This window comes from Streptomyces sp. NPDC044921, assembly GCF_056432865.1.
Genome location: NZ_JBWKIF010000024.1, coordinates 35,020 through 61,152, shown reverse-complemented (window position 1 = coordinate 61,152; position 26,133 = coordinate 35,020). Strand labels below are relative to the sequence as shown.

The following is a 26,133-nucleotide window of genomic DNA, read 5'->3' as shown; positions in this document are numbered from 1 at the left end:
CGAGTTGGGGAGGCGGCGTCAGCCCTTGACCGCGCCGAGCATCACGCCCGAGACGAAGTAGCGCTGGACGAACGGGTACACGCAGAGGATCGGCAGGGCGGTGAGCACGATGGTGACCGACTGGATGTTGGCGCCGACCTGGCTGAGCTGCTCGGCGCCCGCGCCCGCGTTGCCGCCGCCGGTGGCGCCCTGGATGAGGTTGCGCAGGTAGACCGTGACCGGCATCAGCTCGGTCCGGTCCATGTAGAGGAACGCGCTGAACCAGGAGTTCCAGAAGGACACCGAGTAGAAGAGCACCATCGTCGCCACGACCGCCTTGGACAGCGGCAGCACGATCCTGAGCAGGGTGCCGTAGGTGCTCAGGCCGTCGATCTGCGCGGCCTCCTCCAGTTCCGTCGGCAGGTTCTCGAAGAACGCCTTCATCACCAGCAGGTTGAACACGCTGATCGCGTTCGGCAGGGCGATCGCCCACACGCTGTTCTTCAGCCCGAGGCTGGTGACCAGGATGTAGTTCGGGATGAGGCCGCCGGTGAAGAACATGGTGAACACGGCGACGCCGACGAGGAAGCCGCGGCCCCTGAGCTGCTTCTTCGACAGCACGTAGGCGTAACACGTGGTCAGCACCATCGCCACGGCCGTCGCCACGACCGTGTAGAGCACGGTGTTGCCGTAGTTCCGCCAGAACATCGCGTCCTGGAACACGATCCGGTACGTGGTGAGGTTGAAGCCCTTGGGCAGCAGGGTCACCTCGCCGGCCCGGATCTGCCGCTCCCCGCTGAAGGAGCGCGCCAGGATGTTGACGAAGGGGTAGAGGGTCACCAGCACCACGAGGGTGAGCACCACCGCGTTGACGCCCTGGAAGACCCGGTAGGAGCGGCTCGGCCTCACCACAGGCTCGTCCCCACCGTGCGGCGCGAGAGCTGGTTGGCGGACGTGATGAGGACCAGGCCGATGATCGCCTCGAACAGTCCGATCGCGGCCGCGTAGCTGAAGCTGTTGGACTCGACACCGGCCCGGTAGACGTACGTCGAGATCACGTCGGCGGTCGGGTACGTCAGCGGGTTGTACAGCAGCAGCACCTTCTCGAAGCCGACCGCCATGAACGTGCCGATGTTGAGGATCAGCAGCGTCACCATGGTGGGCCGGATGCCGGGCAGGGTGACGTGCCAGATCTGCTGCCAGCGGTTGGCTCCGTCGATGCGGGCGGCCTCGTAGAGGTCCTCGTCGATGGTGGTGAGCGCGGCGAGGTAGAGGATCGTGCCCCAGCCCGCCGTCTGCCAGATCTCGGAGCCGACGTAGATCGTGCGGAACCACTCGGGTTCCTGGATGAAGCGGATCGGGTCGTGGCCGAACCAGCCGAGGACGTGGTTCACGGGGCCGTCACTGGCCAGCATCTGCATCGTGATACCCGCGACGATCACGATCGACAGGAAGTGCGGCAGGTAGGACACCGACTGCACGAACCGCTTCAGGGAGCGCCGGCGCACCTCGTTGAGCAGCAGCGCCAGCACGATCGGGACGGGGAAGCAGAACAGCAGCGTGAGCCCGCCGATCCACAGGGTGTTGCGGAACACCTGCCAGAACGTGGGGTCTTCGAGGAACATCCGCACATAGCGCAGCCCCACCCACTCCTCGCCGAAGAGCGACCCGCCGGGCTCGAAGCGCCGGAAGGCGATCACGTTGCCGATCATCGGCAGGTAGCGGAAGACCAGGAAGAACAGCAGGGGCAGGATCGTCAGCGAGTACAGCTGCCAGTCGCGGCGCACCGCTCGCCGCCAGCCGGTCCGGGCCGGTGGCCGCCCGCCGCGCGGGGGTGCGGCCCGGGCCGGAGGCGGGTCCTCGGTGCCCGGTGGGGCCGGTGTGGTCGACGTGCTCATGGCTCGGGCCTCCCGTGGACAGGCACGCGGATCCGAAACTTTCGAGCTCTTACCGGTAACTTCGCGGCAACTTAGGGGCACCAGAAAGCGCTGTCAATGGGTTCTGCGGCGGTCCGGCGGGGCGCCTGTGCCGCGTTGGATCCGCGCGGGAGGTGGGTAGACCCCGAGGACCTGCTCCGCCCGCGTCGCAAGTTTCTGTCAGCTCTCCGACTCCTGCGAGGTCCGCCGTGCCCGCGTTCGACCTGCCCCTGGCCCAACTGGAGCGCTACCGCCCCGACATCGAGGAACCCGCCGGCTTCGACGCGTTCTGGCGGAGCACGCTGGAGGAGGCCGGGCGGGCCGAACCGCTCGTGTCCGTGCGGGAGGTGGAGACGGGGCTGCGGCTCACGCGCACCTGGGACGTGACGTTCCGGGGGTTCGCGGGCGACCCGGTCCGGGCGTGGTTCAGCAGACCGGCCGGGGCGGGCGACGCCCGAGTGCTCCCGGCGGTGGTCGAGTTCGCCGGGTACGGGCGCGGGCGCGGACTGCCGCACGAGCGGCTGACCTGGGTGAACGCCGGGTACGCGCACCTGCTCATGGACAACCGCGGCCAGGGCGACCAGTACGGGTGCGGTGGCGACACCCCCGACCCGCACGCCGGTGCGCCGGGCGGGCCGGGGGTGATGACGCGAGGGTTGCGGGCCCCGGAGGACTACTACTACCGGCGCCTGGTCACCGACGCCGTGCGGGCGGTGGCGGCGGTGCGGGAACTGCCGGGTGTCGATCCCGCGCGGGTCGCCGCGGCCGGCAACAGCCAGGGCGGCGGGCTGGCCCTGGCGGTCGCGGGGCTCGTCGCGGACCTGACGGCCGTACTGGTGACCGCGCCGCTGCTGTGCGGCATCCGGCGGGCCCTCGACCTCACGGACGCGGCCCCGTACGGCGAGATCGCCGCGTACCTCTCCGTCCACCGGGGCGCCGAGCACGACGCCCACCGCACCCTCTCCTTCGTCGAGGGCGTCTCCTTCGCCCGCCGCGCCCGGGCCGCGGCCCACTTCGGGGTGGGCCTGCGGGACACGGTGTGCCCGCCCAGCGGGGCGTACGCGGCGTTCAACCGGTACGGGGAGCTGTCCGGGGCCGGCCCCCGCAAGGAGATCCACGCGTATCCGTTCAACGGGCACGAGGGCGGGGATGCGGTGCAGGTGCGGCGGCAGCTGCTGTGGCTGCGGACGGTGCTGGACGGGCCGGGCGACCGTCGCGCGGGGGCGGCGTCCGGAGCGGGGTGACGCGCGCCGCCGCGTCGGGACCGGCGGCGGCGCGTCGGGACCGGCGGCCCCGAGGCGGCCGTCGGCCACCGGCCGCGGGCCGATCAGCCGGCCGGGATCACCGCCCGACCGGGGACTGGGCGGTACAGCCGCCGGCGGTCACCAGTCCGTCGGCACTCTGCTCCTCCAGCACCTCGCCCTTGTGGATGATCTTGCAGGTGACCTGGGCCCCCTCGGGGTCCGCGGCGACCGGCATGACGGCGGCGGGCATGATGCCACGCAGGGTGACGGTCTTCTTCCAGGGCAGCTCGGGCTTGGACACCGACTCGATCTTCGGCTCCATGGCCTTGCCCCCGCCGCCGTGGAACTCGATCGAGTCGACGTTCTTCCCCGTCACCTCGTAGGTGACCTCGTACGTCTGATCCACCGCCTTGTCCACCTGGTCGACCGCCTCGGAGCAGGAGCTGAGCCCCACCGCGAGACCGGTGATCGCGACGGAGCAGACGGCGGTACGGATGACGCGGCGCAAGGGATCCCCCCGGATCATGAAGGTCGGATGCGCAGCCAACCTCAAAGGGAATACGAAGTCAACTCGCCTTGTGGGCCCCGTGGGACGAAGCGCGCGGACCGTTTACATGGGCGCCGCCGGACGCTACCGTCCACAGCAGGCGAGGTGGGAGCGCTCCCATGTGGTGGACCGGAACCCACCCCTGGACAGCGCCCCCACCTCGCGCGTCCCGCGCCCGGGTGCCTGCGGACGCGGGGGGCTGAAGCAGGTGACCTTCCGCCCTGCATGTCGCTTCTGTCCAGGTATGCGACCCTGTTGGTGGATGCCACTGCCGCTCACGTGCGGCGTGTTTCCGCCATGTCGGTGTGACCCCGGCGCCGCAGGTCCCGTGCCCGCGTCGCCGTCGCCTGAGTCCCGGAGACTCCCACCTGCCGGTGGCCGCGGCATGGACGGGAGGTGGATGCGGACATGCCCCATGACGGCGAGACCCGGGCCGAGGCCGCCGGCCTCCGGGCGCCCGGGAGCGGGGGCACCGGTCCGCCTCGCCCGGCGCCGGAGCCCCGCGCGCGGCAGCGGGTGCTGGCGTTCGCCGGGGTGGTGCTGGCGACGGTGTACGCGCGGAGTGAGGACGCGACGGAACTCCGGGCCGTGGAGTCGGCCGGGGGCGATCCGGAGCGGTACGGGGTGCCGGCCCGGGTGCGGCTTCCGGCGGCTGGAGCGGCCGGGCGGGCGCAGGGCCTGCCGGAATCCCTTGCGAGCGCGTCCGAAGAGGGGAGCGACGACGCGACGGGCCCGCCCGGTCCGCCCGCCGAGGGCCGGAGTCGCGCGGCCGCTGTCGTCGAGGCGTATCTGCGGGGCCGGGCCGTCTGGTTCGAGGGTGCGGGGTTCGCCGACCGGCGCGAGAGCGGAGTCGTCCCCGTCCCGTTCGGGGCACTGCCGCTGGGGGTGGCGGGCGGATGGCTGGGGTGTCTGGTCGTGGTGGGAGAGGCCGGGGAAGGGTTCGGGGCCGAGCAGCGGGAGTTCCTGGAGCGGTACGCCGAGGCGGTCGCCGCGCGGCTGCGGGGCGAGGCCGACCGGTCCGCTCCCTCCCCGCTGCTGGATTCCGCCCTGCGCACCATGGGCGTCGGCTCCTTCGCCCTGGTGCCCGGCACCGGGCTGGTCGAGACGGACCCGGCGCTGCTCGAACTCGTCGGCATCCCCGAGGACGGTTTCGACGGCAAGACCGACACCCTCCTGTCGTACAGCGTCCCGGAGGACGTCCCCGCCCTGCTGTCGGTCATCGAGCCGTCCGGACAGACCCCGGGCCGCCGCGAACTGGAGTTCCGCATCCGCCGGCCCACCGGCGAACTGTGCTGGCTGCGCCTGGGCTGCCGCGTGCTGAAGGAGCCCGACGGCGCCCCGCGGCAGGTGCTGGGCGTGGTCACGGCGGCGCCGGTGCTGCGCCGGGGCGCCAGCGACGTCGCCCGCATCCAGTGGCTGACGGCCGCGCTCGACGACGCGACGACGGTGCGGGACGTCAGCCGGGTGGTCGTCGCCGCGCTGCGCGAACCGCTGGGCGCCGACCGGGTGGCGCTCGCCGAGTTGCTGGAGGACCGGCTGGCGGTCACGGTGCTCGATCCGCCGGGTGCCGCCGCCTGGCCGGAGCTGTGGCGTTCGGAGTGGCGCTCGGAGTGGCCCGACGCGCCGGTCGGCGCCCTGCCCACGCTCCAGGCGGCGCTGCGGGACGGCCGGATGAGCCTGTGGCCGGCGGGCGCCGCGCTGGAACCCGGGCTCTGCGGGATCGGTCCCGGCGGGCTGGCGGTGCTGCCGCTGCCGGCGAAGAACGGCGTGGCCGGGGTGTGCCTGGTCGGCTGGGACGCCCCGCACGAGTTCGCCCCCGAGGAGCGGGCCCTGCTCACCGCGACCGCCGGGCTGGTGGGGCAGGCCCTGAAGCGCGCGCACGCCTACGACGCCGAGCAGGAACTGGCGACGATGCTCCAGCGCAGCCTGCTCCCGCGCCGTCTCCCCCGGCTGCCCGGCGGCGTCGCCGTCGCCCGCTACCTGCCCGCCCGGCGCGGTCTGCAGGTGGGCGGCGACTGGTACGACGTGATCGCCCTGACGGAGGGGAAGGTCGCCCTGGTCATCGGGGACGTGCAGGGGCACAGCGCCGGAGCGGCGACGATCATGGGCCAGATGCGTACCGCGGTCCGCGCCTACGCCGTCGAGGGGCATCCCCCGGACGTGGTCGTCGCGCACGCCAACCGGCTCCTCGTGGGCATGGAGACCGACCTGTTCGCCACGTGCTGCTACGTCGAACTGGACATGGAGGAGGGCAACGCGCTGTTCGTGCGGGCCGGGCACCTGGCCCCGCTGGTACGCCATCCCGACGGCGGCACCGCGGAGATCGCGGTCGAGGGCGGGCTCCCGCTCGGGGTGCTGGCGGACGCGGAGTTCCCGCTGACGGCCCTCGCGCTCGCCCCGGGCTCGGTCCTCGCGCTGGTGACGGACGGCCTGGTCGAGTCGGCCGACCTGCACCTGGACGAGGGGATGCGGCTGGTGCGCCGGGCGCTGGCCGCGGCCGATCCCGCCGATCCGGGGCGGATGGCCGACGACCTGCTGGGCGAGGCCGGGCGCCGGGAGGACGACGTGGCGCTGCTGCTGCTGCGCTACGACGGGATGCGGGTCCGGCCGGTGCGCGCCGGGTGGGTGGTGTGGCGGCTGCCGGACGCGGTGATGCACGCGCGCCGGTTCAGCGCCCGCACCCTGCGGTCGTGGGGCCTGGGTGCCGAGTCCGACGCCGTCCTGCTGGTGGTGTCGGAGCTGGTCACCAACGCGCTGGTGCACACCCAGGGCGCGGTCCGGCTGGATCTCACCCTGGCCGCGGACCGGCTGCGGGTGACGGTGAGCGACTCCTCGCCGCGCGCGCCGGCCAAGCCGGTGGTGGTCGACTGGGAGTCGACGGGCGGGCGGGGGCTGTTCCTCGTCGAGGCGGTGTCGGCGGCCTGGGGTTCGGTGCCCGTCGGCGGCGGCAAGCAGGTGTGGAGCGAGATCGTCGTCTCCCGCCCGGGGGCGGACGCGGAGCCCGGGCCGGACTCCGGGCCCGAGACGGAACCCGAACCGGAGCCGCCCGGCCGGGACCGCGGCCGGAGCCGGTCCCGGGACCGCACCGGCGGCTGGAGCTGGGGCATGGGCCGCACCCGCGGCCGGGGACGGGACGGCAGCGACAACCGCAACGGCAACCGCAACGGCAACGGCGGCGAGGCGAACGAGGGCCACGGCGGCCGCGACGGCCGGGCCGGGCAAGGGATCACGGACCAGGAACAGGACCAGGACCAGGACAAGGACCGGGACCAGGAACAGGACCAGGACAAGGATCGGGACCAGGAACAGGACCGGGACCAGGACCAGGACCACGGCCAGGACCAGGACCACGGCCAGGACCAGGACCACGGCCAGGACCAGGACCAGGATCACCCGCGCCGTGAAGACCCCGGCCCGACCGCGGACCACGAGCACGACCACGACCGCCGGCGCGGGCGCTTCCCCCGTCGGGGAACGGGCCGGGCCCGCCCCGCTCACCAGGACCCCGGCCGGAGCCGTACCCGTCACGCCCGGGGACCCCGGCGGCCGACCGGGGAGGGAGGTTCGCCGTGAGAGGGCGTGTGGGGCGAGCGGCCGCCGCCCTGGTGGCGGCCGTCCTCGTGGGCGCCGGATGCGCCGGCGGCGGTGGGACGGGCGAGGACGGGCCGACCGTCGGCGTGCTGCTGCCGAGCCGTGCCGTGCCCCGCTGGGAGCAGTCCGACAAGCCGCTGATCGAGAAGCGCGTGAAGGAGCTGTGCGCCGAGTGCAGGGTGGTGTACGCCAACGCCGAGAACGACGCGGCGAGTCAGCGGCAGCAGATGGCGTCCATGATCACCCGAGGTGCCTCGGTGCTGATCCTGGACGTCGTCGACCCCAAGGCCCTGCGCTCCTCGGTGCGGGAGGCCCACCGCGAGGGCGTCCCGGTGATCGCCTACGACCGCCTCGCCGAGGGTCCCATCTCGGGTTTCGTCAGCTTCGACGGCCATCAGGTCGGCCGGCTCCAGGGCGCCGCGCTGCTCGCGGCCATGGGCCGGCGGGCCGACGGGGGCGGTGTCGTCATGGTGAACGGCGACCCGTCCAGCCCGAACGCCGCCTGGTACGAGCGCGGGGCGAAGTCCGTCCTGAAGGGCAAGGTCCGCATCCTGAAGTCGTACGACACCCTGGGGTGGCGCACGGAGAACGCGCACGACCACATGTCCGCCGCCATCAACGCCCTGGGCCCGCACCGGATCGAGGGGGTCCTCGCGGCCAACGACTCGATCGCCGCCGGTGTCATCGCGGCCCTGAAGAGTGCCCGGGTCTCCCCGCTGCCCCCGGTCACCGGCCAGGACGCCGATCTCGACGCCGTGCGGCGCGTCGTCGAGGGCGAGCAGTACATGACCGTCTACAAGCCCTTCCGGCTGGAGACGGACGCGGCGGCCGCGCTGGCCGTCGCCCTGGCGCGCGGTGACGACGTCGGCGCCCTCGTCACGACGACCGTGGACAGCCCCACCACCCGGGACGTCCCGGCGGTGCTGCTCGACCCGGCCGCCGTGACGCGGCAGACCGTCTCCACGCTCGTCCGGGACGGCGTCTACACGGTCGACCAGATCTGCGTCCCGAAGCTCCGGCGCGCCTGCGACCGGATCGGGCTCACCCGGTGAGGGAGGTGGTCGCCGTGATCCATCCGCCCGTACTGGCCCTGCGCGGCATCTCCAAGCGGTTCGGCGGCGTGCAGGCGCTGGTGGACGTGGACCTGAAGGTCCGCGCCGGTGAGGTCGTGGCCCTGGCGGGCGACAACGGTGCCGGCAAGTCCACCCTGGTCAAGGTGGTCTCCGGGGTGAGTCCGGCCGACCGGGGGGTGATCGAGTGGGAGGGGCGCCAGGTGCAGATCAAGCGTCCGCACGACGCCCACAGCCTGGGCATCGCGACCGTCTACCAGGACCTCGCGATGTGCGACAACCTCGACGTCGTCGGCAACCTCTTCCTCGGCCGGGAGATCGACCGGCTGGGCATCCTGGACGAGGTGGAGATGGAGCGGCGCGCCCGCGAGCTGATGCGCACGCTGTCCATCCGCGTCCCCGACGTGCGGGTGCCCGTCGCGGCGCTGTCCGCCGGGCAGCGGCAGGCCGTCGCGATCTCCCGCTCGCTGCTGGCCGCGCCCAAGGTCCTGCTGCTGGACGAACCCACCGCCGCGCTGGGCGTGGAGCAGACCAGCCATCTGCTCGACCTCATCGAGGAGGTCCGTGACCGCGGCATGGGGATCATCCTCATCAGTCACAACATGGGTGACATCAAGGCCGTCGCCGACCGGGTGGCGGTCCTGCGGCTGGGACGCAACAACGGCCTGTTCGACGTGAGCACCGTGACGCAGGAGCAGATCATCTCCGCCGTCACCGGGGCGGCGGACAACGCCGTGGCCCACCGCGCCAGGGGCGACGAGGAGGCGTGGCCGTGACCGGCGGCGGGCCGCGCCGCGACGGCCCGGGGGCCGAGCCGGTGACGACCGGCCGGGAACAGCGCGGCCGCGGCTGGCAGGAGAGCCTGCGGGGCTACGCCCTGGAGGTGCGCGGCAGTGTGCGGGAGGGCGAGCGGGGGCCGGTCCTGGTGGTCGCCGGGCTGATCGTGATCTGGTGCGTGTTCCAGGCGCTGGACGACAAGTTCCTCTCGCCGCGCAACCTGTCGAACATCGGCGTGGACATCGTCGGGACCGGCCTGGTCGCGGTCGGCATCGTGTTCGTGCTGCTGATCCGGGAGATCGATCTGTCGGTCGGCTCGGTCAGCGGTCTGGCGGGGGCGGCGTTCGCCGTGCTGAACGTGAACCACGGGGTGCCGGAGTGGATCGCGGTGATCGTGGCGGTGGCCGCGGGCACGGCCGTGGGCGCCTTCCACGGTGTCTTCCACGCCTGGCTGGGGGTGCCCGCGTTCGTGGTGACGCTCGCCGGGCTGCTGATCTGGAACGGCCTGACGCTCTACCTGCTGGGTGCGAGCGGCACGATCAACATCGACGAGGAAGGGCTGGTGGCGTCCCTGACCAGCCGGCACTTCGGGGCCGACGGGGTGGCGTACGCGGTCGCGGCGCTCGGCACGGCCGGGTACCTGCTGGCCGCGCGCCGCCGGCGCAGCCGCCACCGGGCCGCCGGGATGCCGTACCGGCCGCGGGGCGAGATCTGGCTGCGCACCGTCCTGCTCGCGGTGGTCGCCTTCGCGGCGGCCCACGCCCTCAACCGTTTCCAGGGCCTGCCGCTCGCGCTGCTGATCTTCCTGGTGGTGCTGGTGGTGTCGGACTACGTGCTGCGGCGCACCCGCTACGGGCGGCGGGTGTACGCGCTCGGCGGCGGGGTCGAGGCGGCGCGGCGCGCGGGCATCGGGGTGGAGCGGGTGCGGGTCGCGATGTTCATGGTGTCGGGGACGCTGGCCGCGGTCGGCGGGCTGTTCGTGGCCTCGGGGCTGACCTCGGCGAGCCCGACCACGGCCCGGGCCGCCGGTTCCGGGATGCTGCTGATCAACGCGATCGCCGCGGCCGTCATCGGCGGCACGAGCCTGTTCGGCGGGCGGGGCTCGCCCTGGTCGGTGCTGCTGGGGGTGCTGGTCATCCAGTCGATCGCCTCGGGCATGGGCCTGCTCGGGGTGGAGGACGCCGTGCAGTTCATGATCACCGGCGGGGTGCTGCTGGCCGCCGTCGCGGCCGATGCCCTCTCCCGGCGGGCGGCGGCCCGGAGAGGCCGACCATGAAGCGCGCCTTTTGTTGGCAGATGTCTAGGAACATCCCGAGTGGGTAAGGGGCCGAGTGTCATGACACGGAGCCGCCTCGTCAGGGCGGCCGTGGCCACCACGGTCGCCGCGGGCCTGGCCCTCGCCGGGTGCGGTGACACCGATCCCCCCGGCGCCGAGGAGCAGCGGGCCGACCTCCGCGTGCTCGCGACGGACGCACCGCAGATGCAGACCCTGGAGAGGCTCACCAAGAGGCACTTCACCGCGGAGACCGGCATCACGGTCGACTACACGCTGCTCCCGGAGAACGAGGCGCGCGAGCGGATGAACCGCGAGTTCGCCACCCAGGCCGGGACCTACGACGTGGCGAGCGTCAGCGCGTACGAGGTGCCGATCTACGCGGACAACGGCTGGCTCGCCCCGCTGGACCGGTACGTGCGGGCGGACGAGGACTTCGACCAGGACGATGTCTTCCCGAACCTGGTGGCCTCGCTGACCGGGGAGGACGGCAGGCTCTACGCCGAGCCGTTCTACGGCGAGGGCTCCTTCCTGATGTACCGCAAGGACCTCTTCCGCAAGGACGGCCTGACCATGCCGCCGAACCCGACGTGGCGGCAGGTGGCCGACCTCGCCGCCCGGGTCGACGGCTCGGGCGGCGCCAGCGGCATCTGCCTGCGCGGCCTGCCCGGCTGGGGCCAGAACCTCGCCCCGGTCAACACGGTCGTCAACACCTTCGGCGGCGCCTGGTACGACACGGACTGGAACGCGCGCCTGACCTCACCCGAGTTCCGGGAGGCCGTCGGGTTCTACGTCAACCTGCTGCGCTCCCACGGCCAGCCGGGCGCCGAGCGGATGGGCGTGCTGGAGATCCTCGACCGGTTCGTCGAGGGCGGCTGCGCCATGATGTACGACGCCACCTCCCTCGCGTCGACGATCGAGGCCGACACCTCCGCCGTCAAGGGCAAGGTGGGCTACGTCCCGGCCCCGCACGAGAAGACCGAGAAGGCCGGCTGGCTGTGGACCTGGGCGTGGGGCGTCCAGCAGGCCTCCGAGAGGAAGGACGCCGCCTGGGAGTTCATCTCCTGGGCGTCCTCCAAGGAGTACCAGGAGCTGGTGGGGCGGGAGCGGGGCTGGACGTCGGCGCCCGCCGGGAACCGTAGGTCGCTGTACGCCAACCCGGAGTACCAGCAGGCGGCCGCCGCCTGGTACCGGCAGGAGTACACGGCGGCGACCGAGTCGGCCGACCCGCGGAACCCCGGCGTCGCCCCCCGCCCCTACTCCGGGATCGGGTTCGTGGGCATCCCCGAGTTCGCGGTGCTCGGCACGGCGGTGTCGGAGCAGATCGCCGCGGCCATCGCCGGGCGGCAGTCGGTGGACACGGCCCTGGAGAAGTCCCAGGACCTCGCACAGGCCGCGGCGGCGAAGTACCGGGGGGAGTGAACGGCGCGGGCCGCGCCCCCGGTCGCCCGGGGACGCGGCCCTGAAACCGCCGTGACCTGCTCCGCCGTCCCGCTTACTTGCGGATCAGGCTGCGCAGCACGTACTGCATGATGCCGCCGTTGCGGTAGTAGTCCGCCTCACCCGGGGTGTCGATGCGGACGACCGCGTCGAACTCGACGCCGGTGTCGGTGGTGACCTTCACCGTGCGCGGGGTGGTGCCGTCGTTCAGCTCGGTGACGCCGGTGATGGAGAAGGTCTCCTCGCCGGTCAGGCCGAGGGACTCGGCGTTCTGGCCCTCGGGGAACTGCAGCGGCAGCACGCCCATGCCGATGAGGTTCGAGCGGTGGATGCGCTCGTAGGACTCGGCGATGACGGCCTTGACACCGAGGAGCGCGGTGCCCTTGGCCGCCCAGTCGCGGGACGAGCCGGAGCCGTACTCCTTGCCGGCCAGGACGACCAGCGGGATGCCGGCGGCCTGGTAGTTCTGCGAGGCGTCGTAGATGAAGGAGACCGGGCCGCCGTCCTGGGTGAAGTCGCGGGTGTAGCCGCCCTCGGTGCCCGGCGCGATCTGGTTGCGCAGGCGGATGTTGGCGAACGTGCCGCGGATCATGACCTCGTGGTTGCCTCGGCGCGAGCCGTAGGAGTTGAAGTCACGGCGCTCCACACCGTGCTCGGTGAGGTACTTGCCGGCCGGGGTGTCGGCCTTGATGGCACCGGCCGGGGAGATGTGGTCGGTGGTCACCGAGTCGCCGAGCTTGGCGAGCACCCGGGCGCCGGAGATGTCGGAGACCGGGGTGGTCTCCATCGTCATGCCCTCGAAGTACGGGGGCTTGCGCACGTAGGTGGACTCGCTGTCCCACTCGAAGGTGTCGCCGGTCGGGATCGGCAGCGCCTGCCACTGGGCGTCGCCCGCGAAGACGTCCGCGTAGGACTTGGCGAACATGTCCTCGCCGATGGCGTTGGCGACGACGTCGTTCACCTCGGCCTCGGAGGGCCAGATGTCCTTCAGGAAGACCGGGTTGCCGTCCTGGTCGGTGCCCAGGGCGTCCTTGGTGATGTCGACCCTCATGGAGCCGGCCAGCGCGTAGGCGACGACCAGCGGCGGGGACGCAAGGTAGTTCATCTTGACGTCGGGGTTGATCCGGCCCTCGAAGTTGCGGTTGCCGGACAGGACCGAGGTGACGGCGAGGTCGTGGTCGTTGACGGCCTTGGAGACCTCCTCCGGCAGCGGGCCGGAGTTGCCGATGCAGGTGGTGCAGCCGTAGCCGACGAGGTTGAAGCCGACCTTGTCGAGGTAGGGGGTCAGGCCCGCCTTCTCGAAGTAGTCGGTGACGACCTTGGAGCCCGGGGCGAGGGTGGTCTTGACCCACGGCTTGCGGGTCAGGCCCTTCTCCACCGCCTTCTTGGCCACCAGGGCGGCGGCGACCATGACGTACGGGTTGGAGGTGTTGGTGCAGGAGGTGATGGCCGCGACCGTCACCGCGCCGTGGTCCAGCTCGTAGGAGGAGCCGTCGGGGGCCGTGACGCGGACCGGGTTGGACGGGCCGGGGCCGGCCACGACGGCGGAGTGCTGCGGGGCGCCGGCGCCGTTGTCGTCGTTGCCGTAGGCCGGGGCGTCCGAGGCCGGGAAGGACTCGGCGGACGCCTCGTCGACCGGGGACTGCACGCCGTGCGGCTTCTCCTGCTGCGGGACGCCCGCCTTGCGGTCGTCGCCGCCGGTGACACCGGCGTCGACGTAGTTGAGCACGTCGGCGGCGAACTGCTCGGCGGCGCGGGACAGCTCGATGCGGTCCTGCGGGCGCTTCGGGCCGGCGATGGAGGGCACGACCGTGGACAGGTCGAGCTCCAGCTTCTCGGAGAAGTCCGGCTCGGCCTTCGGGTCCAGCCAGAGGCCCTGCTCCTTGGCGTACGCCTCGACGAGCGCGACCTGCTGCTCGGAGCGGCCGGTGAGCTTGAGGTAGTTCAGGGTCTCGTCGTCGATCGGGAAGATCGCGGCGGTGGAGCCGAACTCCGGCGACATGTTGCCGATGGTGGCGCGGTTGGCCAGGGAGGTCGCGGCGACGCCCTCGCCGTAGAACTCGACGAACTTGCCGACGACGCCGTGCTTGCGGAGCATCTCGGTGATGGTCAGCACGAGGTCGGTGGCGGTCGTGCCGGGCTGCAGCTCACCGGTGAGCTTGAAGCCGACGACGCGCGGGATGAGCATGGAGACCGGCTGGCCGAGCATGGCGGCCTCGGCCTCGATGCCGCCGACGCCCCAGCCGAGGACGCCGAGGCCGTTGACCATGGTGGTGTGCGAGTCGGTGCCGACCAGGGTGTCCGGGTAGGCCTTGCCGTCGCGGACCATCACGACGCGGGCCAGGTGCTCGATGTTCACCTGGTGGACGATGCCGGTGCCCGGCGGGACGACCTTGAACTCGTCGAAGGCGGTCTGGCCCCAGCGCAGGAACTGGTAGCGCTCCTTGTTGCGGCCGTACTCCAGGTCGACGTTCTGCTTGAAGGCGTCGTTCGTGCCGAACTTGTCGGCGATGACGGAGTGGTCGATGACCAGCTCGGCCGGGGCCAGCGGGTTGATCTTCGCCGGGTCGCCGCCCAGCTCCTTGACGGCCTCACGCATGGTGGCGAGGTCCACGACACAGGGCACGCCGGTGAAGTCCTGCATGATCACGCGGGCCGGCGTGAACTGGATCTCCTGGCTGGGCTGGGCCTGCGAGTCCCAGCCGCCGAGGGCGCGGATGTGGTCGGCGGTGATGTTCGCGCCGTCCTCGGTGCGGAGCAGGTTCTCCAGCAGGACCTTGAGGCTGTAGGGAAGGCGGGCCGAGCCCTCCACCTTGTCCAGCCGGAAGATCTCGTACGACTCGTCGCCCACCTGCAGCGTGCTGCGGGCGTCGAAGCTGTTCGCCGACACGACAGTCTCCTTCATTGATGTGCGCGTACCACCACGATCCTGCCGCCACGGCCTCTCGACCGATCCGCTAAGGTCAGGCTAAGTTAGGTAAGCCTTACCGGAGTGACGGCTGCGGTGCTCCTCGGCAGATATCTCGATGTCGAGATAACTCTAGTACACCCGGGGCGGTTGGTCATGCCCGGGCGGCGTCCGTGACGGATCCCGTCGTGGCCGATATGCGCTTGCGCACCCCCGCCACTCCACGTCAGTGCCATCCGGCACCCGGCGAGGGCGGAGGCGATGACCCCACGGAACCAGCAGGCAGACCAGGAACTCGTCGCGGCCGCGGCCCGCGTCGCCCGCGCGCGCCGCCCGGGCGAGCGCCACACCATGGCGGCCGCGGTCCGCGCCCGGGACGGCCGGATCGCCACCGCCGTGAACGTCCACCACTTCACCGGCGGCGCCTGCGCCGAACTGGTCGCCGTCGGAGCGGCAGCGGTCCAGGGGGCCCACGAGCTGGACACGATCGTCGCCGCGGGAGACCGCGACCGCGGGGTCGTCCCGCCCTGCGGCCGAGCCGGCGGCCGGGCGAGGTTCCGCCCCCGGGTCGCCGGCACAGCCATCAGTGCGCGAACTCGGGGTAACCGAACGGAACCGGGGAAACCCGGTGACACCGAAAGGAGGCCCTGAATGCCCCTCACGTTCCGCAAGAGTTTCCGGATTCTTCCCGGCGTGCGGCTCAACATCAACAAGCGCTCCTGGTCCATCACCACCGGCGGCGGCAAGAACGGCCCCAGGTACACACGCAGCAGCACGGGACGTCGTACGACATCGATGGATTTGCCCGGACCTTTCGGATGGCGGCGCACCACGACGTCCAAGCGACACTGAGGTGCACGGGCCGGATTGACGACCCGTCACCCGGACGGACCCCCCGTTGGGGACCCATCTCATATCTGAGATAACCTCACCCCCATGGCAGACGACTACCTCGTACGCATCGGCAAGCTCATCCGCGACGCCCGGCAGCACCGCGGCTGGACGCAGTCGCAGCTCGCCGAGGCGCTCGGCACCAGTCAGAGCGCCGTGAACCGGATCGAGCGCGGCAACCAGAACATCAGCCTTGAGATGATCGCCCGTATCGGGGAGGCCCTCGACAGCGAGATCGTCTCGCTCGGCTACGCCGGACCGATGCATCTGCGGGTGGTCGGCGGCCGTCGGCTCTCCGGTGCCATCGACGTCAAGACGAGCAAGAACGCGTGCGTGGCGCTGCTGTGCGCCTCACTGCTCAACCAGGGGCGCACAGTGCTGCGCCGCGTCGCCCGCATCGAGGAGGTGTACCGCCTGCTGGAGGTGCTGGGCTCCATCGGCGTCCGCACGCGCTGGATCAACGACGGCGTCGACCTGGAGATCGTGCCTCCGGCCGAACTGGACCTGGCGGCGATCGACGCGGACGCGGCCCGCCGCACCCGCTCGATCATCATGTTCCTCGGCCCGCTGCTGCACCGCATGGACCACTTCAAGCTGCCCTACGCCGGCGGCTGCGACCTCGGTACGCGCACGGTCGAACCGCACATGATCGCCCTGCGCCGCTTCGGCCTGGACATCGCCGCCACCGAGGGCCAGTACCACGCGCGGGTGGACCGCTCGGCCAGCCCCGACCGCCCGATCGTCCTGACCGAGCGCGGCGACACGGTCACCGAGAACGCGCTGCTCGCCGCCGCCCGGCACGACGGCATCACCGTCATCCGCAACGCCTCCTCCAACTACATGGTCCAGGACCTGTGCTTCTTCCTGGAGGCGCTCGGCGTCAAGGTCGACGGCATCGGCACCACCACGCTCACCGTGCACGGCGTGCCGACCATCGACGTCGACGTGGACTACTCCCCCTCCGAGGACCCGGTCGAGGCGATGAGCCTGGTCGCGGCGGCCGTGGTCACCGAGTCGGAGCTGACGGTCCGCCGGGTCCCCATCGAGTTCCTGGAGATCGAACTCGCCGTCCTGGAGGAGATGGGCCTCGACCACGACCGCACGCCCGAGTACTTCGCCGACAACGGCCGCACGCGCCTGGTCGACCTGACCGTCCGGCCCTCCAAGCTGGAGGCGCCGATCGACAAGATCCACCCCATGCCGTTCCCCGGCCTGAACATCGACAACGTCCCGTTCTTCGCGGCCATCGCGGCGGTCGCCCAGGGCAAGACCCTCATCCACGACTGGGTCTACGACAACCGCGCGATCTACCTGACGGACCTGAACCGCCTCGGCGGCCGCCTCCAGCTCCTGGACCCCCACCGCGTCCTGGTCGAGGGCCCCACCCGCTGGCGCGCCGCCGAGATGATGTGCCCGCCCGCGCTGCGCCCCGCGGTGGTCGTCCTGCTGGCGATGATGGCGGCCGAGGGCACGTCGGTGCTGCGCAACGTGTACGTCATCAACCGGGGTTACGAGGACCTGGCGGAGCGGCTGAACTCGATCGGGGCGCAGATCGAGATCTTCCGGGACATCTGACCGGCACGCCCGCCAGGTGTAGCCCCGCCCGAACGGGAAAGTCCGCTCCTGTGGAACCACACCTGCTGACCTTCGGCCACAGCACCGCCGGCCGGGAGCGGATCGCCGAGCTGCTGGGCGGGGCGGGGGTCGCGGCCGTCGTGGACGTGCGGATCGCCCCCGGCAGCCGTCGTGACCCCGACCTGCTGCGGGAGCGGCTCGGGGAGTGGCTGCCGGCCGTGGGTGTCGGCTACCGGTGGGAACCCGCCCTCGGCGGGTTCCGGCCGCTGCCCGCGGACAGCCCGGACGTGGTCTGGCGCAACAAGTCCTTCCGGGGGTACGCCGCCCACACCCGCTCCCCCGAGTTCGTCGGGGCGATGGACCGCCTGCTGCGCGGGGCCGCGGACGCCCGGACGGCCGTGATGTGCAGCGAGGCCGTCTGGTGGCGGTGCCACCGCCGGCTGATCGCCGACTTCGCGGTGCTCGCCCGTGGCGTACCGGTCCGCCACCTCATGCACGACGGGCGCCTCACCCCCCACACGCCGACAGCCGGTGTACGGCTGCGGGACGACGGGCTGCTCGTGTACGACGGCTATGAAGGGGAGGCCGGGGAGGGCTGAGTCAGGCCTTCGCCGAGTGCCGCGATCGCGTCCGTCGCGTACCCCGCGTCCAGCAGTGGCGCGCGGATGTCCCGTTCCAGGTCCGGGACGTGGCCGAGCAGGACGTCGGCCGGGCCCTCGATCCGGATCTCGCCCAGGACGGCCGGGAGGAGCAGGGTGCGGGCGCGGTCCAGGCGGCCGGTCCAGGGCCCGGAGGCGACGGTGACCGGTGCGCCCGCGTTGGTGAGGATCCGGGCGGTGGAGAAGGTGTGCCGCAAGGGCGTCCGCGTGCCGGCCGTCCAGCGTTCCAGGGCGAAGTGAGGACTCGCGCAGAGGATCGTGCGCCGGACGTCGTCGTCGACGCGCAGGGTCAGGCCCGGGTGGAAGTCGGGGCGGTGTTCGGGACGCCACTCGTCGAGGAGGCTCTCCAGGTTCGCGTGCCACTCGGCGTCGGGGACCGGGGAGCCGTCCTCCATGCGGGTGCGCATGGCGTGCTGCTGGATGTCGGAGGTCTGCTCGATCTCGTAGACGAGCGTGCCGGGGCCGAAGCTGTGCAGGGTGCCGCCGGGGATGTGGATCGTCTGGCCCGGCCTGACGGGCAGGCGGCGCATGACCGCGTCGAAGTCCTGGGCGAGCAGCGCCCGGTGCAGGGTGGCGCGGTCGACGCCGGGGCGTACGCCGACCAGGGCGGTGGCGCCGGGGACGGCGTCCAGGATGTGCCAGGCCTCGGTCTTGCCGTGCGGTTCGCCCTCCAGGCGCCGGGCGGTGGCGTCGTCCGCGTGCAGGTGCACCGGCAGGGTGCCCGTGCCGTCGATGAACTTGGTCAGCAGCGGGAAACGGGGGCCGGGCGGCAGCGAGGAGCCGAGCAGCTCGTCCGGGTACTCCGCCATGAGCTGCCGCAGGGTGCGCCCGGCCAGGGGGCCGTCCACCACGGTCGAGGCGTCCCCGTCGACGTCGCTGACCTCCCAGGTCTCGGCGACCGGGCCGTCGGGCAAGCCGGTGCGGCCGAGCCGTTCGGCGATGGCCCGTCCGCCGAAGACGTGCTGCTTGACGGGGGTGGTGAGCCGCAGCGGATGCCAGTCCACGTGCCTCCTCGGACGGGTCGGTGCCGGTCTGCGGCCGGAGTACCCCCGGGGTGAGGGGCGCATGCGTACGGTCCGGGTCCGGGTCCGGTCCCGGGACAGGGGTGTCCCCGGACCGGGCCGGGGGCGTGGGCCGCGCCGAGCGCGGGGTCCGAGCCCTCTTCCGGGCGGCGGACCGGCGCTGCCGCCGGCTCGCGCCCGGCGCGCGCCGCCCCCGGCCGTCGCGGTCCGCTTCGCACCGGCCACAGGACAGGCCCTGGCCTTACAGGGCGTAAAGCGACCGAAGAATGGATAGGGGTCATACGGCGACACGCGGGGAGTGTCCGACGTGCCCGGATGCCCGGGCGCAGCGGCGTCAGGGGAGGGAGCGCGCATGGACGGCCGACCCTTGTATCTCGAACCGCTGTATCTCGAACCCCGGCTCGAACCACGGCTGAGGTCGCTCACGGCGGCGGCCGGGACGCTGCACGCGCTCACCGAAGCGCTCGGCTCACCGCTGCACGTGGTGGTGCCCGACCAGATCGCGGAGAACCTGGAGCGGTTCCGCTCCGTGTACCGCGCGCACCACCTGGGCGGGCAGATCTTCTACGCCCACAAGGCCAACCGGTCCAGCGCGCTGCTGCGTCGCCTGGCCGCCACGGACGCGGGTGTGGACGTCGCGTCGCTGGAGGAGTTGCAGCACGCGCTGGGCGCCGGTTTCGCCGCGGCCCGGATCACGGCCACGGGGCCGAAGAACCCGGAGTTCCTGTGGCTCGCGGCCCGCACGGGGGTCACCGTCGGCGTCGACGGGCCCGCGGAGCTGGACCAGCTGGCCGCGCTGGTGCGCAAGCACGGGCTGGACCGGGTCCGGGTGCTGCTGCGGCTGTCGGGGTTCGAGACGACGGGGGTGCGGATGCTGAGCCGGCGCAGCCGGTTCGGCACCCCGGTGCGGGAGGCGGGCCTGCTGCTGGAGGCCGTCGAGCGGCACGGCGACGCGGTGGACCTGACCGGTGTGGCCTTCCACGTGGACACGACGAGCGTGGCGGAGAAGGCGACCGCCCTCGAAGGGTGCCTGGCGGTGCTGGAGGCGTGCCGCAGCCGGGGGTTGCGGCCCCGGGCCGTGGACGTGGGCGGCGGGTTCGGCGTCAGTTACCTCGCCGAGCGGGAGCAGTGGGAGACGTACACGAGTGAGCTCACCGCGGCGGTGATGGGCCGCCGTCCGCCGCTGACCTGGGGCGGGCACGGCTATGGGCTGCGTGAGGAGTCCGGCACCCTGCGCGGCTCGCTCGGGCTGTACCCCGCGTTCCGGTCCGTGGCCGGTGCCGCCTATCTGGACGAGCTGCTGGCGCAGCCCGCCCCCTCGCTGGGCGGCCGTCCGCTGGCGGCGCTGTTGCTGGAGCACCTGTACGACCTGTACACCGAGCCCGGCCGGGCCCTGCTGGACCAGTGCGGGCTGACGCTCGCGAAGGTGCTGGAGGTGCGCGCCGAAGGGACCGACGGTGCCCTGCTCGTACGGCTGGCCGCGAAGGCGGACGACATCGCCCTGGAGGACCACGGCGTGCTGATGGACCCGGTCGTCGTCCCGCGGAGCGGGCCGCCGGCGGACGAGGGGCCCGTCGCCGCGCACCTCTTCGGCAGCCTGTGCCTGGAGAGCGACCTGATCACCCGGCGCACGGTGTTCCTGCCGCGCCGCCCGGCCCCCGGCGACCTGCTGGCCTTCGCCAACACCGCGGGCTACGCCATGGACTTCCACGCCACGCGCGCACAGCAGCAGCCCGCCGCCCGCAAGGTCGCCGCCTGGCAGGACGGCGACGCCTGGCGGTGGTGCCTCGACGACCAGTTCTGGCCGGTCACGCCCTCGGAAGGAGCCCAGTGAGGTACGACAGCATCACCGAGGCGATCGGCAACACCCCGCTGGTACGCATAGATCCGGCGGTGCACGGCCTGCGCCACATCGACCTGTACGCCAAGCTGGAGATGCTCAACCCGTTCGGCTCCGTCAAGGACCGGGCCGCGTGGAACATGGCGCGGCCCCTGCTGGAGGAGGCGGTCGAACGGGACAGTCAGGTCGTGGAGTTGTCCAGCGGCAACACGGCCAAGGCCCTGGCGGTCCTCGCGGGCATGCACGGCCTGGGGTTCAAGAGCGTCACCAACCGGATGCGGGTGCCGGAGATCAAGGACCTGCTGTTGCTGCTCGGCGCGGAGATCGAGGAACTGCCGGGCCAGAGCGAGTGCCTGGACCCGACCGCGACGGACGATCCGCTGACCCTGTTCCACCGGACCCTGTCGGCGTCCGGCGGCGCCCATCTGCACACCGACCAGTACTTCAACCCGCGCAACACCGAGGCGCATCTGACCGGCACGGGCCCGGAGATCGTGAAGGACCTGGACGGCCGGGTCCCGGACTGGTTCGTCGCCTGCGTCGGCACGGCCGGTTCCTCCACGGGCGTGGCCCGCGCGCTGCGCGAGGAGGACCCGTCGGTGCGGGTGGTCGGGCTGGTCGCGGCGAAGTCCGACTTCATTCCCGGGATCCGCACCATCGACGAGGTGCAGGAGGTCGGCCTGTTCGACCCGGACACGTACGACACGATGGAGTCGGTGACCGCCGACGAGGCGATCGAGGGGATGCTCACGCTGAACCGCCGCTGCGGCATCCTGGGCGGGCCGACCGGCGGGGCCGCGTACTTCGGGGCGGTCCGTCATCTGCGCGCCCTGGACGAGGAGTCGCGGGAGCGGCGCACGGCGGTGTTCATCGTCTGCGACCGGGTGGAGAGCTATCTGAGCTACGTCCGGCAGCGGCGGCCCGACCTGCTGGGCCGGCCGCCGCGGAGGAACTCGCCGGCCGACCTGTCCGAGGCGGAGGTGGGCGGGGCGCCGTCGGTGACGGTGGACGAGGCCCGGCGCTGGATCGACACCGACCGCCCGCTCGTGGTCGACCTGCGCAGTTCCTACGCGTACGCGGCGCTGCACATCGACGGCTCGGTCAACATCGTCGACGAGCTGTTCGCCGAACTCGTGCGGGGCGGGCTGCCGTTCAGCCGGAGCCGGCCGGTGCTGCTGGCGTGCCCGGTCGGCGAGCAGTCCGCCCGGTACGCGGCGCTGCTGACCCGGATGGGCCACCCGGACGTGCGCAGCCTGGCGGGCGGCATCATCGCCTGGCGGGACGCGGGCGCGCCCCTGGTGCGGGACTGACGGCCATGACCGCACCGGCCACCGGGGAGGACCTCGGCCCGTGGCAGCGGGAGCTGCGCGCCCAGTTCCCCATCGTCACCGCGCACCCGGAACTCGCCTACCTGGACAGCGCCGCCACGGCGCAGAAGCCGCGGGCCGTGCTGGACGCCGTGCAGACCTACCTCACGACGTCCAACGCCAACTCCGCGCGCGGCACCTACACCTGGGCCAACCGCACCACGGAACTGGTCGAGCGCACCCGGGAGCGGGTGGCCCGGTTCCTGGGCGACGCCGGGTCCGGCGACTCGGTCGTGCACTTCACCGGCGGCACGACCGACGGGCTGCGCACGATCGCCCGCGACTGGCTGCCGGGCTTCCTGCGCGACGGCGACGAGATCGTCGTACCGGACGCCGACCACCAGGCCAACATCGTGCCCTGGCTGGAGGCCCAGCGGCAGCTCGCGCGCGAGGGCGTGCGGGTGCGGGTGGTGCCGATGCCGTACCAGAGCGGCTCCGGGGACTACGACCACCGGGCGCTGGCCGAACGGGCCGGGCCGCGCACCCGGTTCGTCGCCACCACCCATGTGCACCACGTGTACGGCGGCGACATGAACGTGCAGCGCATCCGCCGGGCGGTCGGCCCGGAGGCGGTGATCTGCCTGGACGCGGCGCAGAGCGTGGGTCATGTGCCGGTGTCCGTCGCGGAGTTGGACGTCGACTTCGTGGTCTTCTCCGGGCACAAGGCGCTGGCGCTGCCCGGTTCGGGCGCGGTGTGGGCGCGGCAGGCGCGCGGGCCGGCGTTCGTGCCCGGCGGATGGAGCGGCACCCCGAACACCGTGGGCATCGCCTCACTGGAAGCGGCCCTGGACTGGCTGGAGGCGGCCGGGGTGGAGCGGATCGAGCGCTGGACGGCCGGCCTGGCGTCCCGGCTCACCGACGGCCTGCGCCGGCTGGACGCGTACGAGGTCCTCGGCTGCCCGCTGAGCCTGGCCGCCGACTCGCCGGTGCAGCGGCGCCAGGGCATCGTCTCCCTGCGGCACCGCGCCATCGACTCGGGCGACCTGGGCTTCATCCTGTTCAGCCACGGTTTCATGGTGCGCTCGGACCACCACTGCCAGGGCGACGCGGGCGAGAAGACCGGTTCGGTGCGGGTGAGTCTGCACGTGTACAACACCGTGGAGGAGATCGACCGGCTGTTGTCGGTTCTCGCCTCACTCGAGTGACGTGACCCGTTGGGCGTAATGAGAACCGTTTCCACCTGTAGGCTCGGACCGGCAGGAGTCAGGTGCGAGACGGCAAGGTGGCGCGACCGGATGGGGCTGAGTCTGGCGACGGCGGAGCGGTGGGTGGAGCGCTGGGAGCTCCAGCAGCAGCGGTACGCCGTCGACCGCGAGGAACGGTTCACCGTGATCGCCGACGTGGTCGAGCACGTCACGGAGGGGCGCGCGGGCCGGCCGCTCGTGGTCGACCTGGGCTGCGGTCCCGGCTCGCTCGCCGCCCGGCTGGTCCGGCGGCTGCCGGAGGCGGAGATCGTGGCCGTGGACCGCGACCCCCTGCTGCTGGAACTGGGCCGGACCCACCACCCGGACGCCGCCCGCTACGTCGACGCGGAGATCGGCGCCCCCGGCTGGACCTGGGCCCTCGGCCTGGACCGGCCGCTGGACGCGGCCGTCTCCACCACCGCCCTGCACTACCTCGACCGCTCCGCCCTGCTGCGCACCTACCGGCAGCTCGCCACGCTGCTGCGCCCCGGCGGGGTCCTCGTCAACGGCGACCACCTCCCCCAGGACCAATCGGGCCCGGCCGGCATCGCCGCCCACGTGGGGCGGTGCCGGGCGGTGCGGCAACGGGTGTTCGCGCACGAGGACTGGGGCTCCTGGTGGGCCGCCGTCGCCGAGGACCCCGAGCTGACCGACCTCCTCGCCGAGCGGCGGCGCCGCGCGGAGCCCCCCGGCACCGGCCGCCCGGCCGAACTCCCCCTCTCCGTACACCTCGACCTGCTCCGGCGGGCGGGCTTCGCGCAGGCCGGCCCGGTCTGGCAGTACGGCGAGAGCTGCGTGGTCGTCGCGGTCCGCTAGCCCGGCCCGGTCACCCGCCCGCTGCCGCCGGATGGTGGACACCGGCGGGCCGCCGGACCATGGAGGCAGGCGCCGCCCCAGGGCGATGCCGCCATGCCGGTCCCCCGGCGGCCACGAACACAGGCGAGGAGCCCCGATGACCACCGCCGAGCACATCACCCACGAGGACCACGCGCACGCCCACGGCGACGACTGCGGGCACCTCGCCTTCCCCCACGGCGACCACACGGACTACGCCCACGACGGCCACGTCCACCGGATGCACGACGACCACGTCGACGAGTGCGCCACCAGTGGCCACACCGTGCACCAAAACCACGACCACCAGCACGGCGACGACTGCGGCCACCTGGCCGTACGGCACGGCGACCACACCGACTACGTGCACGACGGGCACCGCCACGCCGCCCACGAGGGGCACTGGGACGACCACTGACCCCAGCCGGGTCTCAGGACAGGGCGTCCCAGTGGACGGTGCGGTCGCACCAGCGCCGGAGCAGGGTGCGGTCGTGGCCGACGGCGAGCAGGGCGGCGCCGGTCGCGGCGCGGTAGTCCTCGACGGCGGCGACCAGGGCCGCCGCGGTGGACGCGTCGAGCATGGCGGTCATCTCGTCGCACACCAGCACCCGCGGGCGCAGCACCAGGGCGCGGGCCAGGCAGGCGCGCTGCAACTGCCCGTCGCTGACCTCGTGCGGCCGCCTGGTCAGCAGGTCGGGGGTGAGGCCGACCGCGGGGACCAGCTCGGCGATCCGGCCGGGGATCTCCCGGGCGCGGCCGGTGGCGCGCAGCGGCTCGGCGATCAGGTCGGTGAGCGGCAGCCGGGGGTCCGCGGAGAGCCTGGCCTGCTGGAAGACGACCCCGAAGGCGGTGCGCTGCTCGCGCGGGGCGCGGTGGCGCCAGTGCCGTACGGGTGTGCCGTCCAGCAGGACGGTGCCCGAGTCGGGGCGGTGCAGCAGGGCCGCGACCCGGGCCAGGGTGGACTTGCCGCAGCCGCTCGGGCCGAGCAGCCCGACGGACTGGCCCGGGGCCAGGGTCAGGGAGACGTTCCGGACCACCGGGGCGTTCCTGGTGTATCCGGCGGTGATGGAGCGCAGTTCAAGCACGGACGTCCTCCGGCACGTGCGGGTGGTGGCAGGCGACCGCTCCGGGCGGGGGCGCCTGGCCGGTGCAGAGGTCGGTGGCCCGGGCACAGCGGGGGGCGAAGGCGCAGCCGTCGGGGAGGTCGCCGAGTTCGGGCGGCATGCCCGGCACGGGCGTGAAGGCGCGGTCGGGCAGGGCCTGGAGGAGGCCGCGGCTGTAGGGGTGACGGGGGCCCGGGTCGCCGAAGAAGGCGGTGGCGTCGGCGAGTTCGACGATCCGCCCCGCGTACATGACCGCGACCCGGTCGGCGATGCGCTCGGCCGCCGCCAGATCGTGGGTGATCATCAGCAGGGCCCGTCCGCCGCCGTGGCCCCCGCCCGGGTCGTCGACGTGCCGGCGCAGTTCGTCGACCGTGCGGTCCACCAGGTCGCGGTCGAGACCGGTGGTGGGTTCGTCGGCGAGCAGCAGGGGGGCGTCGCCGACCAGGGCGAGGGCGGTGGCGGCGCGCTGGGCGAGGCCGCCGGACAGCTCGTGCGGGTACCGGTCGAGGTGGGAGGCGGGGAACGCGGCCCGTTCGGCGGCGGCCTCGGCGGCGGCGCGCAGGGCGGTCCGCCCCCGGGTGGCGGTCAGGGCGGCGACCGTCTCCTCCAGCTGGGAACGGACGGTGCGTACGGGCGTGAGGTGGGCGGCCGGGCTCTGCGGGACCAGCCCGATGAGCCGGCCCCGTACGGTGCGGGCGAGGGTCCGCTCCCCGGCCGTGAGCAGGTCCAGGTCGCCCAGCAGGGCCGAGCCGGCGGTCTGCGCGTTGCCCGGGAGCAGGCCCAGCAGGGCGGAGGCCAGCACGGACTTGCCGCAGCCGCTCTCCCCGATGAGGGCGAGGCACTCCCCCGGCACCACGTCGAACCGGGCCCCGGTGACCGCCGCGACGCGCCGCCCGGCGGGCATGAGGAACCG

General features: G+C 72.9%; 21 protein-coding genes and 1 pseudogene. 15 read left to right on the top strand and 7 right to left on the bottom strand.

Going from position 1 to position 26,133, the window contains the following annotated elements; genetic code table 11:
- Positions 1-18: 18 nt before the first annotated feature.
- Positions 19-891 carry a carbohydrate ABC transporter permease gene (locus tag AC07DA_RS30335; protein WP_479131435.1) on the bottom strand — a complete coding sequence of 291 codons (873 nt, stop codon included), beginning with the start codon at positions 889-891 and terminating at the stop codon, positions 19-21.
- Positions 885-1,877 carry an ABC transporter permease gene (locus AC07DA_RS30330; protein WP_479131434.1) on the bottom strand — a complete coding sequence of 331 codons (993 nt, stop codon included), beginning with the start codon at positions 1,875-1,877 and terminating at the stop codon, positions 885-887. The genes AC07DA_RS30335 and AC07DA_RS30330 overlap by 7 nt, the downstream gene beginning before the upstream one ends.
- Before the next feature lie 227 nt (positions 1,878-2,104).
- Here AC07DA_RS30330 and AC07DA_RS30325 point away from each other — a divergent pair, with 227 nt between their 5' ends.
- On the top strand, positions 2,105-3,139 hold the full coding sequence (locus AC07DA_RS30325) for an acetylxylan esterase (RefSeq protein ID WP_479131433.1): 1,035 nt from the start codon (positions 2,105-2,107) through the stop codon (positions 3,137-3,139).
- Between the two features lie 97 nt (positions 3,140-3,236).
- Here the strand turns inward: AC07DA_RS30325 and AC07DA_RS30320 are convergent, their stop codons facing one another.
- Positions 3,237-3,647, bottom strand: a complete 411-nt coding sequence (locus AC07DA_RS30320; RefSeq protein ID WP_479131483.1) for an MmpS family transport accessory protein — start codon at positions 3,645-3,647, stop codon at positions 3,237-3,239.
- Positions 3,648-4,094: 447 nt separating this feature from the next.
- Between AC07DA_RS30320 and AC07DA_RS30315 the strand changes: the two are divergent.
- The 5 genes and pseudogenes from AC07DA_RS30315 to AC07DA_RS30295 all read left to right on the top strand — a co-directional run.
- Positions 4,095-6,689, top strand: a pseudogene (locus AC07DA_RS30315) (SpoIIE family protein phosphatase); the annotation flags it as partial.
- A gap of 566 nt (positions 6,690-7,255) precedes the next feature.
- A complete protein-coding gene (locus AC07DA_RS30310) occupies positions 7,256-8,329 on the top strand; it encodes a sugar ABC transporter substrate-binding protein (RefSeq protein ID WP_479131432.1) in 1,074 nt (357 codons plus the stop codon).
- 14 nt (positions 8,330-8,343) lie between these two features.
- Positions 8,344-9,123, top strand: a complete 780-nt coding sequence (locus AC07DA_RS30305; RefSeq protein ID WP_479131430.1) for an ATP-binding cassette domain-containing protein — start codon at positions 8,344-8,346, stop codon at positions 9,121-9,123.
- Positions 9,114-10,400 carry a sugar ABC transporter permease gene (locus AC07DA_RS30300; protein ID WP_479131429.1) on the top strand — a complete coding sequence of 429 codons (1,287 nt, stop codon included), beginning with the start codon at positions 9,114-9,116 and terminating at the stop codon, positions 10,398-10,400. Before AC07DA_RS30305 ends, AC07DA_RS30300 begins: the two co-directional genes overlap by 10 nt.
- 60 nt (positions 10,401-10,460) lie before the next feature.
- The gene (locus AC07DA_RS30295; RefSeq protein ID WP_479131428.1) at positions 10,461-11,819 is read left to right on the top strand and encodes an ABC transporter substrate-binding protein; all 1,359 of its coding nucleotides are present in this window, start codon (positions 10,461-10,463) and stop codon (positions 11,817-11,819) included.
- A gap of 73 nt (positions 11,820-11,892) precedes the next feature.
- Here the strand turns inward: AC07DA_RS30295 and AC07DA_RS30290 are convergent, their stop codons facing one another.
- Complete coding sequence (locus tag AC07DA_RS30290; protein ID WP_479131427.1) at positions 11,893-14,727, bottom strand: aconitate hydratase; 2,835 nt, start codon at positions 14,725-14,727, stop codon at positions 11,893-11,895.
- 279 nt (positions 14,728-15,006) lie between these two features.
- Between AC07DA_RS30290 and AC07DA_RS30285 the strand changes: the two genes are divergently transcribed.
- The 4 genes from AC07DA_RS30285 (at position 15,007) to AC07DA_RS30270 (ending at position 17,810) form a co-directional block, all read left to right on the top strand.
- Positions 15,007-15,396, top strand: coding sequence for a cytidine/deoxycytidylate deaminase family protein (locus tag AC07DA_RS30285; RefSeq protein WP_479131426.1), 390 nt, complete (start codon positions 15,007-15,009; stop codon positions 15,394-15,396).
- Positions 15,397-15,597: a DUF4236 domain-containing protein gene (locus tag AC07DA_RS30280; protein ID WP_365091939.1), complete on the top strand. Its 201-nt coding sequence runs from the start codon at positions 15,397-15,399 to the stop codon at positions 15,595-15,597.
- Positions 15,598-15,681: 84 nt separating this feature from the next.
- Positions 15,682-17,211, top strand: a complete 1,530-nt coding sequence (locus AC07DA_RS30275; RefSeq protein ID WP_479131425.1) for a helix-turn-helix domain-containing protein — start codon at positions 15,682-15,684, stop codon at positions 17,209-17,211.
- A 50-nt stretch (positions 17,212-17,261) separates the two neighbouring features.
- Positions 17,262-17,810, top strand: a complete 549-nt coding sequence (locus AC07DA_RS30270) for a DUF488 domain-containing protein (RefSeq protein ID WP_479131424.1) — start codon at positions 17,262-17,264, stop codon at positions 17,808-17,810.
- Here AC07DA_RS30270 and AC07DA_RS30265 read toward each other — a convergent pair.
- Positions 17,783-18,874, bottom strand: coding sequence for a type I phosphomannose isomerase catalytic subunit (locus tag AC07DA_RS30265; protein WP_479131423.1), 1,092 nt, complete (start codon positions 18,872-18,874; stop codon positions 17,783-17,785). The two genes, AC07DA_RS30270 and AC07DA_RS30265, sit on opposite strands and share 28 nt — an antisense overlap.
- A 370-nt stretch (positions 18,875-19,244) precedes the next feature.
- Between AC07DA_RS30265 and AC07DA_RS30260 the strand changes: the two genes are divergently transcribed.
- The 5 genes from AC07DA_RS30260 to AC07DA_RS30240 all read left to right on the top strand — a co-directional run bounded on the left by AC07DA_RS30260 (position 19,245) and on the right by AC07DA_RS30240 (position 24,535).
- Positions 19,245-20,726, top strand: coding sequence for a Y4yA family PLP-dependent enzyme (locus AC07DA_RS30260; protein ID WP_479131422.1), 1,482 nt, complete (start codon positions 19,245-19,247; stop codon positions 20,724-20,726).
- The gene (locus AC07DA_RS30255) at positions 20,723-22,042 is read left to right on the top strand and encodes a pyridoxal-phosphate dependent enzyme (RefSeq protein WP_479131421.1); all 1,320 of its coding nucleotides are present in this window, start codon (positions 20,723-20,725) and stop codon (positions 22,040-22,042) included. The genes AC07DA_RS30260 and AC07DA_RS30255 overlap by 4 nt, the downstream gene beginning before the upstream one ends.
- A gap of 5 nt (positions 22,043-22,047) precedes the next feature.
- Positions 22,048-23,244, top strand: coding sequence for an aminotransferase class V-fold PLP-dependent enzyme (locus AC07DA_RS30250; protein WP_479131420.1), 1,197 nt, complete (start codon positions 22,048-22,050; stop codon positions 23,242-23,244).
- A 90-nt stretch (positions 23,245-23,334) separates the two neighbouring features.
- The gene (locus AC07DA_RS30245; RefSeq protein ID WP_479131419.1) at positions 23,335-24,099 is read left to right on the top strand and encodes a class I SAM-dependent methyltransferase; all 765 of its coding nucleotides are present in this window, start codon (positions 23,335-23,337) and stop codon (positions 24,097-24,099) included.
- 136 nt (positions 24,100-24,235) lie between these two features.
- Complete coding sequence (locus tag AC07DA_RS30240; protein ID WP_479131418.1) at positions 24,236-24,535, top strand: hypothetical protein; 300 nt, start codon at positions 24,236-24,238, stop codon at positions 24,533-24,535.
- A 13-nt stretch (positions 24,536-24,548) separates the two neighbouring features.
- Here AC07DA_RS30240 and AC07DA_RS30235 read toward each other — a convergent pair whose 3' ends face one another.
- Together AC07DA_RS30235 and AC07DA_RS30230 are read right to left on the bottom strand one after the other, a co-directional pair.
- The gene (locus AC07DA_RS30235; protein WP_479131417.1) at positions 24,549-25,202 is read right to left on the bottom strand and encodes an ABC transporter ATP-binding protein; all 654 of its coding nucleotides are present in this window, start codon (positions 25,200-25,202) and stop codon (positions 24,549-24,551) included.
- Positions 25,195-26,124 (bottom strand): ABC transporter ATP-binding protein, encoded by a 930-nt coding sequence (locus AC07DA_RS30230; protein WP_479131481.1) that lies wholly within the window; start codon positions 26,122-26,124, stop codon positions 25,195-25,197. The genes AC07DA_RS30235 and AC07DA_RS30230 overlap by 8 nt, the downstream gene beginning before the upstream one ends.
- Positions 26,125-26,133: the final 9 nt, after the last annotated feature.